At 65.6% G+C, this 13983-nt stretch carries 6 protein-coding genes; 5 read left to right on the top strand and 1 reads right to left on the bottom strand.

Going from position 1 to position 13983, the window contains the following annotated elements; genetic code table 11:
* Positions 1-57: 57 nt before the first annotated feature.
* Positions 58-294 carry a hypothetical protein gene (locus tag AC3DET_RS17540; protein ID WP_488392453.1) on the bottom strand — a complete coding sequence of 79 codons (237 nt, stop codon included), beginning with the start codon at positions 292-294 and terminating at the stop codon, positions 58-60.
* Between the two features lie 246 nt (positions 295-540).
* Here AC3DET_RS17540 and AC3DET_RS17545 point away from each other — a divergent pair, with 246 nt between their 5' ends.
* The 5 genes from AC3DET_RS17545 (at position 541) to AC3DET_RS17565 (ending at position 13932) form a co-directional block, all read left to right on the top strand.
* Positions 541-4404 carry a DUF6923 family protein gene (locus AC3DET_RS17545; protein ID WP_488392454.1) on the top strand — a complete coding sequence of 1288 codons (3864 nt, stop codon included), beginning with the start codon at positions 541-543 and terminating at the stop codon, positions 4402-4404.
* Between the two features lie 235 nt (positions 4405-4639).
* A complete protein-coding gene (locus tag AC3DET_RS17550) occupies positions 4640-5137 on the top strand; it encodes a hypothetical protein (protein WP_488392455.1) in 498 nt (165 codons plus the stop codon).
* A gap of 137 nt (positions 5138-5274) precedes the next feature.
* Entirely contained in the window at positions 5275-7443 is a 2169-nt protein-coding gene (locus AC3DET_RS17555) for a prealbumin-like fold domain-containing protein (RefSeq protein WP_488392456.1), read from the top strand.
* 368 nt (positions 7444-7811) lie between these two features.
* On the top strand, positions 7812-10853 hold the full coding sequence (locus AC3DET_RS17560) for a prealbumin-like fold domain-containing protein (protein WP_488392457.1): 3042 nt from the start codon (positions 7812-7814) through the stop codon (positions 10851-10853).
* 328 nt (positions 10854-11181) lie between these two features.
* Complete coding sequence (locus tag AC3DET_RS17565) at positions 11182-13932, top strand: protein kinase domain-containing protein (RefSeq protein ID WP_488392458.1); 2751 nt, start codon at positions 11182-11184, stop codon at positions 13930-13932.
* Positions 13933-13983 lie beyond the last annotated feature (51 nt).

Below are 13983 nucleotides of genomic sequence, written 5' to 3' on the forward strand. Positions count from 1 at the left end.
AGGCACGCTGCGCGCGAGGCTGGCCGTCACGCTCGGCCAGCGGTGTTGCCCGCCTGGCTATGGATGCCCGGGCGGCAGGGTCTTGCTGAAGCCCTCAGTGGCATGCACCACCGCTTCAAGCCGCTCGAATACCGCGAGTTGCTCCTCGGGCGCGGTGAAATCCAGCAGGCAATTGGCTCTCGCGGCGAAGGCTTCCAGCCGGTCCAGCGGATTCTCCAGGACGAAGAACGAGGCGTGTTCCTGGATCAGTACGTCGACGAAGACGGTGGTCCAGCGTGGCGGAAGGTAGATCACGTTGCGGGTTCCTGCGGATTGCGTGTTCTCCAGTCATGCCAGAGATGCTTTCCCGGGGGGAGCACTTGTTATTCGGAGTACGGGGCTGGATCAGGACATGGCGAGAGCCGGTGCGGGCACGTGATGTCCCTTCAAGGGGCCTTATCGCGAAATGTGCCTGTGTGGGTCGAGGTGGACCTTCATTGCCGGTGCGGATCCTGTAGTGGGTCGCACGCGTGTCGAAAGAATCCAGTCGGGGATAGAGGAATGAATGTTTTCAGGCGGCTAGCGCTGTCGGCGGTGGTGAGCGCTGCGGTGGGTGTGCCGGTGGCAGGTCAGGCGCAGTCGTGTCCGACGCCCCCCGGCAAGGATGTGCTGTTGTTCGTGGACAACTCCAGCTCCATCACCAATGCCGAGTTCGATGAGGCGCAGCAGGCCATCGCCAGCATCGCCGCCAGTGTGCTGAGCCGGCCGGGCTACCGCCTGGCCGTGGTCAACTGGGGCTGCGAGGCGGGCAGGCGCACGACCCGCGATGGGTGCCGCATCGACCTTGCGACCGGTTCGGCCATTCCGGGCGGGTGGTCCAGCAATCCCGCCGATTTCGCCTACGCCGGCAACAACAGCGCCTCCAACCGGGTCTGCCGTTCGTTCGGCACCAACTTCGCCGGTTCCGTCAATCGCAACAACTGCGGTGGTGCCAACTTCAGCGTCGACATCAACGACGACTACGCCCAGCATGGCCTGAAGATCCTGGAGGGCGTGCTGTACAGCGGCGGCACCACGGGCGGCAACGACAGCTACAACCAGCCGACGCTGGGGCCCTCGGCGCCTACCCAGCAGCTCATGCTGATCCACATGACCGATGCGGACCCGAACTTCGGGCGCTTCAATGGCACCTCGATCCGGGAAATGCCCTCCAGCGAAACCGCCCTGGGTTTCTATCACTACAGCAATCGTCTCAAGAACGTGCGCAACGCCGTGATTGTCGGCGTGGGCATCGATGCGGCCGCGGCCAATGCCGTGAACCGGGGCGAGGTGGCCGCATTCGCCAGCAGGGGCGGCGCGGCCACCGACTACGATTCCGCCCATCCGACGGCCCTCTCCACCCAGGCATTCGATACGGGCACGCCGCGCATTGCGTCGTACAGCACGGCCTACAACGATGCGACCATCCTGAGCGCGGCCAATACCGCATTCAACGCCACGGTGCCGGCCTGCGTGATCGTGCGCAAGCAGAGCGTCGGGGACACCGGCAGCTTCAGTTTCACGGGCGGCACCAATGGCCTGCCTTCGACCTTGACGCTCGATACGACGACCGCCAATCCGCGAGCCGCCACGGGCGTATTCCTGTCGCAGTTCAATACGGATACCGGCATCCGTGAGGTAATCCCGAGCGGCTACACGCTGTCATCCATCGGCTGCACCAATGCCGGCGGTACCACGGTACCGGTAACGGCGAATACCACGACCGGACAGCTGACGATTCCCGGCAGCCAGATCGTGGCGGGTGCGCAGCTCACGTGCACGTTCACCAATACCAGGATCCAGCCGGATTTCGGTACATGCGATGCGCGGATGTTCATGGACCAGACTTCCACGAACACGTCTACGCTGTTCGACGTGAACTACGCCACGGCGCCGTTCACGCTGACCTCGCTGGGGTCCTCCACCACCACGACGGGTCGCAATGGCGTGGGCTACAACGCACTGGACAATTACATGTACGGCATCCGGTCGCCGGCGAGCGGAAGCATCGTTGAGCTCATTCGCGTAGGTTCCAACGGCACTGGCCAGAACCTGGGCGCCATCGCGGGTCTGCCAGGAGAAACCCTCTGGAACAACGGCGTCATTTCGCCGACCGGCGACTACTACCTGAAATCGGGTCTTTCGAACACGACGCTCTACCGCGTGAATTTGGCCACCCTGCCGTACACCGCTACTGCGATCACATTGAGCCAGCCGGTACGGAGTTACGACTTTGCCTGGCACGACGGGCTGCTGTATGGCGTTGACAGCACTTCCAGCCCGAGCCGGCTGGTCAGTATCAATCCCGTCAGCGGCGCCGTGACGACCATCGGCGCGTCGACCTTTCCACTGAGCCACGCGCTGGCCATGTGGGGGTACAACAACATGCTGCTGGGTTCGGAAGGTGTCGCGATCTACGCGCTGGATCCGGCTACGGGTGCGGTGACGCGGCTCAGCGGCATCTCGCCTGCTACCAACAATGGCGACGGCGCCAACTGTCCCACGGCGAACATCCAGTTCAATGCGGATCTTTCAGCAACCAAGACCAACACGCCAACGAGTGGGCCGAACGACGAGGCAGGTGACACGTATGTTCCTGGTGAGGTGCGCACGTATCAAGTGGTCGTGACCAATGCTGGTCCTTTCGGCGCACAGAACATCACGGTCAGCGACCCGGTGCCGGCGGGCATCAATGCGTCGACGGTAAGTTGGACGTGTGCCTCGACCTCAGGCGGCGCCGTCTGCGGCGCCGCCAGCGGCACCGGCGCGCTGAACGATACCGGTCTGGATCTGCCGCCCAGTGCGGTGGCCACCTATCTGGTGACCATGACGGTGCCGGCAGGCTTCACCGGCGATCTGACCAATACGGTCACGATCACTCCGCCCAGCACCATCAACGACACCAACCCTGCAAACAACACCGCCACGGACGTAGACCAGGCCAACAATCCCCAACCGAGCTTCGGTACCTGCCCGGCGGATGCCTTCATCACCCGCGGTGCCACGGCGACGACGGTCCGGCTGTACACGCTGGGTCTGGCGGATGGCGCCATGACCGACCAGGGCACCAGCCCGGCGTTGGCTGACATGGTCAATGGCATCGGCTTCCGGCAACAGGACGGCTACATCTGGGGCTGGGGCAATGGCGCGACGGTCCGGCGCCTGGTGCGCATCGGCGTTGGCGGCGTGGCGGACGTGCCGTATGCGACTGCACCGGCCGGCTTGCCGGCAGCCCCCCAGTTCTATTCCGCCGACGTCTCGCCCGCAGGCATCTACACAGGCGTGATCGACAATCAATTGTGGTTCATCAATGTGGCCACCAACACCTTGGCGGGTCCGCCGGTGACGCTGGCTTCTTCGGACATCGGCACCGACATCGCTTACCACCCGACCGATGGGAACCTCTACACGGTGCGGAGCTCCTCAGGCGAGGTCGTGCGGATCAATCCCGCGACCGGCGCCGTGACGCCGATCGGCATCAGCCTGCCGAATGCCGCGCCCGGCGGGTTCGGCGGCGTGTTCTTCGACAACCAAGGCACGCTGTACGCCTACAAGAGCAACAGCTCTGGCGGCACCGGGCTGGTCTACCGCGTGTTCAACGTCGATGGCAGCGGTACGCTGGCCTACGACCTGCTGTCCACCTCGTTGACGGCCGCCAGCCTGGACGGTGCCCGCTGTCCGGTCGCGCCGCCGCAAGGTGCGCCGGCCATCCTCCTGCGCAAGACGACGACGGGCGGTTTCAGCGGACCCTTCGCGTTCGCGATCAACAACACGGTGGACACATCGGGCACGGCGACCACGACGGCTGCCGGCACGCCCGTGCAGGTCGACGGCGATGACAGCACGCCCGGCGTGCAGCCCTTCACCGTCGAGACGGCGGCATTGGGGCAGTCGCTGACGATCAACGAGGCCAACCTGCCCACCGGCTGGGGTCTCACCGGCGCCACCTGTCGGGTGGACGGCAATACCGTCGGTTCGCTGACCGACACCACCTACACGATCCCCGGCGCGTCGGTGGTGACGGGCGCGCTGTTCGAATGCGACTTCACCAACGCGCTGCGACAGACCGACATCCAGGTGGTGAAGACCGCTTCGCCGAACCCCGTGGTCAGTAGCGACGTGGTGACCTACCAGATCGTGGTCACCAACATCGGTCCGCTGGCCGCCGATGGGACGGTGCTGACCGATGTGGCCGGCGCGGGCCAGAACTGCGCCACGCCCAGTACCACCGCGACCTGTGCGGCTACGGGCGGCGCGACGTGTCCGTCCCCCACCGTGCCCGTCAGCAGTCTGCTGGGCAGCGGCATCACGATTCCGACCCTGCCCGTGGGGGGTCAGGTCACCATTGGACTGCAGTGCACCGTCTCGGCCACCGGTACGCCCTGACGCAATTCATCCCGCGCACATCCTCCTTGTTGCGAAACAGAAGCGAGTCGGCCACCACAAGGTGGCCGACTCGCTTTCATGTGCAACCGCTGTCCTTTTTTTGACGGCCGTCACGAATTGATCGGGTACTGACCTCACTCGGATCACGCAAAGGCACGCGCGTGATGTGAGCCGAGGTCAACGGTACGGGCGGAACGCCCGTGTTTCACCATCACCCGAATCAAGGATCACACGCATGATGTTGTTTCGTAACGCAACGGCGGGCCTGCTGATGGCGGTCGCCGGCCTGACGGCCACCGCGGATGCCCGCGCCGAAAGCGGTTGCCAGTTCACCCAGGGCTACTGGCAGAACCGGGCACAGAACGCTGGCGACCTGAGCACGGACGTCTGGCTGACCCTTCGCTACCAGCCCTTCTACCTGTCGGGCCTCACCTATCAGCAAGTACTGCAGGAACCCTCGCGCGGCAACGCGTACTGGATCCTCGGCCACCAGCTCGTCGCCGCGCAGGCCAACTACACGCTGGGCGCCCAGACGCCCACCCTGGTCTCGGATGCGCTGTCCCGTGCCAGCCAGTTGATGGCCCTGTACACGCCGGCCCAGATTGCCGCGATGCCGAAGAGCAGCGAACCGCGGCAGGAAATGATCGCCGTATCGCGCGTGCTCGATGACTGGAACAACGGGCTGATCGGTACCGGCACCTGCATCGATGGCAACGGCGGGACCAACGGCTGATACAACCCGTCCGCATCGCCATTGCCGAGGCGCCCGGCACGGTCACGCGAACGGTGGCCGCGGCGGGCGTCGCGTCGCATGGCGCGGCGCAGCGACCGGACGGATCGGTATCCATTGGAAGGAAAGATAGAAGCCGCATGAAAAGCAGACGATTCGCAGGATGGGCGCTCGCGTTCGGGCTGGCCTCGGGCTGGAGTGCCACGACGCATGCACAGACCGTGACCTTCGACCATGGCGGCGCATCGACCGCGATCGGCGCAGGCGTCCCGGGGACCCCTTCCCTCAGCTTCAACGTGACGGCGGGCCAGAACCGCGTCGTCTTCATCACCGCCGCGTTCGAGCGCGACCACTGCACGACGGATACCCTGGAAACCTCGGGTACGTGCGTCGACGAGACTTCCGCCAACAGCAACTTCGCGTCCCCCGCCTTCGTGGTCACGAACGGCGCGAACGTACAGATCCAGTTCACCGTGACCGGCCCGGGCGGCTCGACGACGGTGACAAACCCGCTGGCGCCTCCGGCCGGCGACCTGCGGCTCGTCAACAGTTTTTACAGCATAGGCAATGGCGCCGCCGACCGGGCGACCTATTCGCAGGAACTCTACTTCGCCGCGATCTATGAGTCGCAGCTGCGCACCCTGCTGGGCGGTGCCGCCAGCGGCACCCTCACGATCACCCTCCCGAACGTCGATGCGCCGAATCGCGCCGGCGACGAGGCGCTGCTGTCGGCACTGCAGTTCAACCATGTCAGTCAGTTGGCGACCGGCGATCCCGGTACGGGCATCGTGCGGTCCCGCTTCGTTTCCACCACCGACTGCGGCACCGGGCTGGTCTACCTGGCGGGCGTGAGCGCGCCGGGCAACTGGTCGGCGTGCCTGGACGGCTACGACGTTGGCCAGGCGCCTGTGAATGCCGGCGATGGCGTGCTGCTGGTGGGCTACAACGGTTACGCCCGCAGCGGTCCGCTGGACTTCGCCACGGTGCCCGGCTTCACCGAAGTGTCGAATCCTGCGGTGGTCAACACCGATCCCGGCACTGCAGGCGTGGCCGGGGCGCACTTCCTGGCCACCACGGAATCGGACGGCTTCAGTACGTCGTTCCAGTACGCCAGTGGCATACCAGCCGCCAACATCACCCTGCAGTCGCAGAACGGTGCGCTGACGGCCGGCCAAAGAACCTCCGGCGGCATGGCGGCCAAGTTCACGCTGACGCGTGCGCTGCTGGACCTGTCCATCACCAAGACCAATACCCCGGGCATCAACGGCAACGTCGATCAGGCGAACGATACGGTGACGCCCGGAAGCACGACCACGTACACCCTCGTTGTCAGCAACCCGTCGATGAACTACGTCGACCTGGCGACCCTCATCGACCCTGCCACCACCGGCCTGACCAAGACCGCGGTGGCCTGTACGGCAACGACGGCCGGGGCCGTGTGTCCGGTCGCGGGTGGCGTGACCGTGGCGGCCCTAGAGGGTGCGGGCGGCATCGTCATTCCGACCCTGCCGCCGAGCAGCACCATGACGTTCACGGTCACCGCGACGGTGGCCGCAGGCGTCTCCCCCATCACCAACACTGCGACGATCCGGGTGCCGGATGGTTACGTGGATGCGACGCCGGCGAACAACACCGCCACGGATAGCGATGGTTCGGTGGCACAGCTGACCTTGCGCAAGATCAGTATCGGCGGCGTGGACAGCTTCGGCTTCAGCGGCAGCAATGGCGTTGCGACACAGACGTTGACCACGATCACGGACGGGACACCCGTAGCCGGCGCCAAGCAGGCGCTGACGGCAACCGCCACCGCCACCACCATCACCGAAAGCGCTTCCCCGGCGACGTACCGCGTCACCGACATCACCTGCACCGGCTTGGGTGCGACCGGCACCGCGACGCCGGACCTGGCCGCGCGCACGGTCGCGCTGGATGCCGCCGCCACGGCACCGGGCAGCGACATCGTGTGCACGTTCACCAATACCCTGCAGCAGACGGATATCCAGGTGGTGAAGACGGCCTCGCCGGATCCGGTCGTCACCGGGGGTGTGGTGAGCTACCAGATCGTGGTCAGCAACAACGGTCCGCAGGCGGTCACCGATGTCCTGCTGACCGACGTGGTAGGGGCAGGGCAGGACTGCACCACACCCAGCACGACCGCGACCTGCCTGGCCGCAGGCGGCGCGAGCTGCCCGTCGCCGACGGTGCCGGTGAGCAGCCTGCTCGGCGCGGGCGTCACCATCCCGACCTTGCCGGTCGGGGGGGCGGTCACGTTCGGCTTGCAGTGCAGGGTGACCGCCAGCGGCCTTTGAGGCCGCAATGGCTTCGCTGGTTTCCGGCGCAAGAAGGGTATGGAAAGCGCCGTGATGTCCTTGAGCGGGCACGGCGCCGCAATGTGATGTCCTGAGGGACAAGCCAAGTACGATCTACTCACCATCAATGTGACAAGCGGCGTTGCGGCTTGTTGTCCGGTGTGGCAGTTTGTCGCACGGCGCCGCAAGGTGCCGTGGCGATACAGGATTCGCCAAAGGGGGCGGTGATGGATGGAGTGATCGGGACTGCGGACTGGCGCGATCCCGTTCGCGGCGCGCGCGTAGTCGATATTACGCAGCAGCAGGAAAGCTGCCTCCCTCGGCACAGGCCACTGCAGGCCACCGGCCGCATGCTGTACTGGATGGCCATGGCCATTCTGCTGTTGCTGGCGCCCCGTGAACTCTGGGCACAGGCCGCCAACCAGTGCACGCTGGCCAACACACAGCCCATCATCACCTCGCCGGCCGACAGCGGCTGGCTGAACGACGATGCCGCCGGGATCACCCACACCCCCACGCTCAACGGTAACCAGACCAGCACGCGCTACGGCATCCAGACCAACGGCGCCATCGTGATCGCCGGCGAACTGCAATGGAACAACCCTGCTGGCCAGAACTCCGGTCGGGCCACTATGGAGATCCGGGTCAACGGCGTGACCTACGCCACCTTGTTCACCTCCGAAGCGGTCGCGGGCATGAACAGCACGGCGGGCGAGTTCTGGCCCGACAACGGTTCGCTGATCTCCGTCGGCGGCAGTGCGGAAACCGCCACGCAGCAGGCGTTCGTCGGCGACGCGACGTCCACCGGACGCACGTACCGCCTCTTCACTGTCCGCTTGCCAACGACGGTCACGCAGGTCACCAGCGTGCAGTACGTTTACCGGTCCAACTACAGCGGAGCCTCGGCCGACGACGATATCCGCTTCCGGAATATCCAGATCAACCAGTGCAAGGCCACGCTGCGGTTGCAGAAGCAGATCGTGACCGGGCGCGAGAGCGGCACCGACCAGTTCGCGCTGTCCATCGCGAGTGGCGGGTCGCCGCTGGCGAGCACCACGACCACCGGTGCCGGCACCACGGTCACTACCGGGCTTGCCACATTGGCGCCGTTCAATCCCGGCGTGCTGCATACGCTGTCCGAAGCGGCGTCCGGCACGACGGACCTGAGCGACTACACCTCGACCTACAGCTGCGCCAACGCATCCAGTGGCACGGGGACGGTCCTGCCGAGCGGCACGGGCACCAGCTTCAGCCTGACACCTGCCTCGGGCGATGACATCACCTGCACGGTCGTCAACACGCGGCGGCCGGTCACCCTCACGCTGACCAAGATCAGCGAGGGCGGTACGCGCGCCTTCACCTTCACCGGCAACAACGGCTGGACCAGCCAGACGCTGACCACGACGGCGACCGGCGTGGGCGTTACCGGTACGACGCAGACGCTCACCAATCCCCTGGTCGCCACCACGATCAACGAAGCGTTGCCGTCCGGCTTCCAGCTGAGCAACGTGACCTGCACCGGCATGGGTACCGGGGGCACGGTCACGCAAGGTGCAAGTTCGTTCACCCTCAATGCGGCGGCAGTCGATGCGGGGAGCAATAGCGCCTGCACCATCACCAATGCCGTGCAGAGCCAGCCGGCGTTCGCATCCTGTTCGTCCGGCATGTACCTGTCGCAGAGCCCGAACATAAACACCAACACCACGCTCTACGACATCGTCACCGCTACCAATCCCTTCACGTATCCGCCGATCGGGCAGGGTTCCAACGTCTATAACGCCATTGGCTTCAATCCCGTGGACAACTTCATCTACGGCATCAATGCGGGTGGCGGCACCGGCAATCGCTTGATCCGGGTTGGTGCAGACGGCAGCTCTGTCGACCTTGGTCCGGTGGGCGGCGGGATGGCGACCGACAACTGGATCATGGGCACGTTCTCGGACACGGGCGTCATGTATGCGCTGGCAGGCGGGGGTTCGACCAACCTGCGGGCGATCGATGTGCAAACCAACACATCGACGCTGATCACGCTGTCGTCGAGCGTGCAGGCTTCGGACATGGCGTGGATCGGCGGATTGATCTACACCGTGCAGGGTAATGGTCAACTGCGCTCAATCAATCCTGCGACAGGCGTAGTGACCAACATCGGGTCACCCACTGCGGCCGTTGACTATGGCGCGATGTTCGGCTCGCCCACCGGCCTGTTTGGCAGTGCGAACGGCGGCGGCTTCTATAGTTTCGATCTTGTTACCGGCGCCCGAACATTGATTTCCGGCTCACCCGGTTCGAACGTGAATGATGGCGCCAGTTGCCCGACAGCACCGATCCAGTTCAGCGCGGACCTGTCGGTGACCAAGACCAATACGACCGCATCGGGGCCCAGCGATCTGGCCGGCGACGGTTATGTGCCGGGACAGGCGCGCACGTACAGCGTCGTGGTAACCAACAACGGTCCGTTCGGGGCACAGAACATCACGGTGAGCGATCCGGTGCCGGCGGGAATCAATGCCGCGACCATGAGCTGGACCTGTGCATCCACATCGGGCGGCGCGGCATGCGGCGCCGCCAGCGGAACCGGGGCCCTGAACGACACGGGACTCGATCTGCCTGCCGGCGCGGTTGCAACTTATCTGGTGACCATGACGGTGCCGACCGGCTTCACTGGCGATCTGGTCAACACGGTGACCATCACGCCACCGGTCACGATCAATGACGCGAATGCGGCCAACAATTCCGCCACCGACGTAGACCAGTCCGTACCGCGGCTCACGATCCGGAAGACCAGCGTGGGCGGCGTGGACAGCTTCGGTTTCAGCGGCGACAACGGCGTGCAGACGCAGACCCTGACCACCACCACCGCCGGTACGGCTGTGGCGGGTGCCACGCAGACACTGGCCGCCGCCGCAACCGTCACCACGATCATCGAAAGCACGTCGCCCGCGACGTACCAGGTCACCGGCATCGCGTGCACGGGGCTGGGTACGGGTGGAACGGCCACGCCGGATCTGGCTGCCCGCACGGTGGTGCTGGACACGGCGGCGACGGCGGTCGGTGCCAGCATCGAGTGCACTTTCACCAACACCCTGCGCCAGGCGGACATCCAGGTGGTCAAGACCGCTTCGCCGGATCCGGTGGTCACCGGGGAGGTGGTGACGTACCAGATCGTCGTGACCAACAACGGGCCACTGGCCGCTGACGGCGCGGTGCTGACCGATGCGGCCGGTGCCGGGCAGGACTGCACCACACCCAGCACAGCCGCGATCTGCACCGCGACAGGCGGCGCCAGCTGTCCCTCGCCGACCGTGCCGGTGAGTTCGCTGTTGGGGAGCGGGGTGACGATACCCTCCCTGCCGGTCGGTGGGCAGGTCACGGTTGAGCTCCGGTGCACCGTCACTGCGACCGGACTATGATGATTGTGACTTCTCGTCCCGGTTGAAGGCGGGGATGTCCTTTTGGCGAGAGCGGTAGATCCCGGTCGGGTGCATCACGTCTACCGGCTTCCACCGAGGGCGTCAGATGCCGGTGAACGATGTGAGTCGCCTGATTCACCGGAACGCACCTGTCTGGCGTGTTCCAGCCCGCCTGATCACATCCAGTCCGAATGTGTCCATGAATCCTGCTAGGGCCCGAGCTCTCTCTCTCCTGGGTGAATATCTTTCGCTTCCAGCCAGTCAGCGCGAGCGGGAGCTGCAAGCGCTGGAGCGAAGCGAGCCGGCAGTACATCGCGTGCTTGTCGCCATGCTCAAGGCGGATGGTGCGGCGCACCCGCTGGACCAGCTTCCCGGCGATCTGCTCGAACGGACCAGGCGCAAAGGTCACTCGGGGCCGGACGCAAGACTGGGTACTCGTATCGGCGCCTGGCGCATCACCCGGGTCATCGGGGCGGGTGGCATGGGGACGGTGTATGAGGCGCAGCGCGATGATGGCCAGTACCAGCAACAGGTGGCGCTGAAGTGCATCCGCGATGAACTGACCTCCCCTGCACTGGTCGCCGCCTTCATTGCCGAGCGCAATGCACTGGCGAAACTCAACCATGCCGGCATCGTGCCGCTGCTGGACGGCGGCATCGAGCCGGACGGAAGCCCCTGGTTCGCCATGCGGATGGTGGAGGGCGAGCCCATCGATGCCTGGTGCGAGCGCCATCGTTCGGGCATCGCCGACCGCGTGCGCCTGCTGAAGGCGACGTGCCAAGCGCTGGCGTATGCACATGGTCGCAGCGTGCTTCACCAGGACATCAAGCCCTCGAACCTGCTGGTCACGGCGGACGGGAGCGTGCAGGTCGTCGACTTCGGACTATCGTCCATCCTCGACAACGAACGGAACGTGCCCCGCATCGCGGCATCGCCGGGCTACATGGCGCCGGAGGCCTTGACCGCCGCCATCCCGACTGCGGCGCTGGATATCTACTCGATGGGCATGGTGATGTTCCGCATACTCTGCGGACGGCTCCCGGCCGGCGCCACGCTCCTGGGGGCGGGCATCGGCATCGCACCCGACGTCGCGGCCGATACGTTGAGCGCGCTCGCATGTCAGGCATCGCCGAAGGAGGCGAAGGCGAGGGGCCTGCCGGACTCGCGGGCGCTGGCGCGCGCGCTGAAGGGCGACTTGGGAGCCATCGCGGCGCGCTGCACGTCTTCGGATCCTGCCGGGCGCTACGCCACGATGGGGGAACTGGAGCGCGACCTGGACCGCTGGCTGCGTCAGCACCCTGTCGAGGCGCGCAATGGGGGGGCGCTCTATCGTCTGACGAAGTTCGTCACCCGGCATCGCGTGTCGTCGGCGTCGGCCGTATTGGCCTTGGTGATAGCCGCGTCAGGGCTTCTGGCGCTGCATTGGCAGCAGCGACAGGCCGAAGAAGAGGTTCGCGCTCGCGACGCCCTTGCGTCCGTCTTCGGCGAGACGCTGGGTGTCGCCACGCTGTCGGGCCTGGGACGAAGTCCCCATTCTTCGAAAGCGCTGCTGCTGAAGGCGGAACGGAAGATACGCTCGCTTTCTCTGGAAGACCGCCCGGCCGTGCTGGCCCGTGGACTTCTGGTGCTGGCGCGCAGCCACGCGTCCATCGGCAACCATCCGCAGGCGCGGCGACTTGCCGATGAAGCATCGAGGCTAGCCGACAGCGAGGCCGTGACAGGAATCGAAGTGCAGGCGACACGTGCAGCCCTCTCCAACTTCGAAGGCCGGCCGGACCGCGCACTCGCCACCGCGCGGGCAGGGCTGTCGGCACTGCCTGGAGAACCGGACGAGCGCTTGGTGCCGGCGCGCCTGCAACTGCTGACCGAGCTTGCGCGCGCGCAATGGAATCTGGTCCGGCACACCGAGGCTCAGGCGACGCTGGAGCAGGCGCTCGTGCTTGCCCGGGCGCAGCAGTCCACGGCGCCGGAGCCTTACATCGAACTTCTGACCATCCAGGGGTACTGGTATCTCCAGCAGTACCGATTCGATTCCGCGCTGAAGCATTTGCGCGAAGCGAACGCGCTGGCCGAACCCGCCTATCCCCTGCTTGCCGCGGAAGCCCAGAGGCTTCTCTTCGATGGTCTTGCGGACCTCGGACGCACGGACGAGGCAAAACCGTATGCGGAGTTGCAGTGGAAGAATACGCGCGATGCACTGGGCGACGCCCATCCCGGGATGGGGACGGCCTGGATGGTCCTGGGCAACGTGCGATGCATCGACGGCGACCTCGCCGGGTGTGGTGAGGCCATCCAGAGGGCCGAAGCGCTGATCCTGGCCGGCTATGGCGAGCAGCATCCGGAGTACGGGCTGCTGCTGACCTACCGCACCTGGCTGATGCGGATCGAAGGAAGTCCGCGCCATGAGTTGCTGGCGCTGACCCGGAAGTCCCTCTCTCTCCTGCGGCAGCACTATCCCTTGTGCCACGAGAAGGTGGCGAACATGCAGATCAATCTCGCTCAGCGGTTGGTCAACAACCTGGAGACCCTTCCGGAGGGGCTGCAGGGGAAAACCATCGGTGAGGCCATGGTGCTTCTTGAAGAGGTGATCGCGGCATGCCGCAACGAGGGCCTGCCGCCTCCTTTCCTGAGCAGGCGTACGCTGGCCAGGCTCCATGTGATGCGGGGAACGGAAGAAGATTTCCAGCGCGCCGAAACGCTCCTCGCCGACAACCGGGATTTCATCCTGGAGCATGGGCTCGCGAACACGTTCTACTACGGCTTGAACCAGATGTCGCTCGCGCATCTGTACTACAAGCGCGGTCGTCTGGACGAGGCGGACGCGGTGTATGCGGAGCAGCAAGCGGATGCCCTCACGCGCCTTCCCGAGCCCAATGCGTACAGCCGCCTCAACACCGCCGTGCTGAGGCGGGCGGATATTGCGTCCAGGAAGGGGAGGACAGAGCAGGCGCTCACGCAGCTACGAAGCGCCCACATGCGTTTCGCGTCCCACTTTGCCGACGACCATCGCTATGTGGCGGGACTCCGGAAGGCCATCACGGAACTCGAGACCACGGGCAGGCTGACACCCATGCCGTGAGGCGTGCCGGTGCGCGGACGAGCAGCCTCGCACGAGCGCGCGCTCGTCTCG

This window comes from Pseudoxanthomonas sp. 97-1-1 (assembly GCF_057773125.1).

Excerpts from the sequence above, each read along its gene's own strand:
- AC3DET_RS17555 (WP_488392456.1), top strand. The coding sequence starts at position 5,275 with ATGAAAAGCAGACGATTCGCAGGATGGGCGCTCGCGTTCGGGCTGGCC.
- AC3DET_RS17545 (WP_488392454.1), top strand. The coding sequence starts at position 541 with ATGAATGTTTTCAGGCGGCTAGCGCTGTCGGCGGTGGTGAGCGCTGCG.
- AC3DET_RS17560 (WP_488392457.1), top strand. The coding sequence starts at position 7,812 with ATGGCCATTCTGCTGTTGCTGGCGCCCCGTGAACTCTGGGCACAGGCC.
- AC3DET_RS17550 (WP_488392455.1), top strand. The coding sequence starts at position 4,640 with ATGATGTTGTTTCGTAACGCAACGGCGGGCCTGCTGATGGCGGTCGCC.
- AC3DET_RS17565 (WP_488392458.1), top strand. The coding sequence starts at position 11,182 with ATGCTCAAGGCGGATGGTGCGGCGCACCCGCTGGACCAGCTTCCCGGC.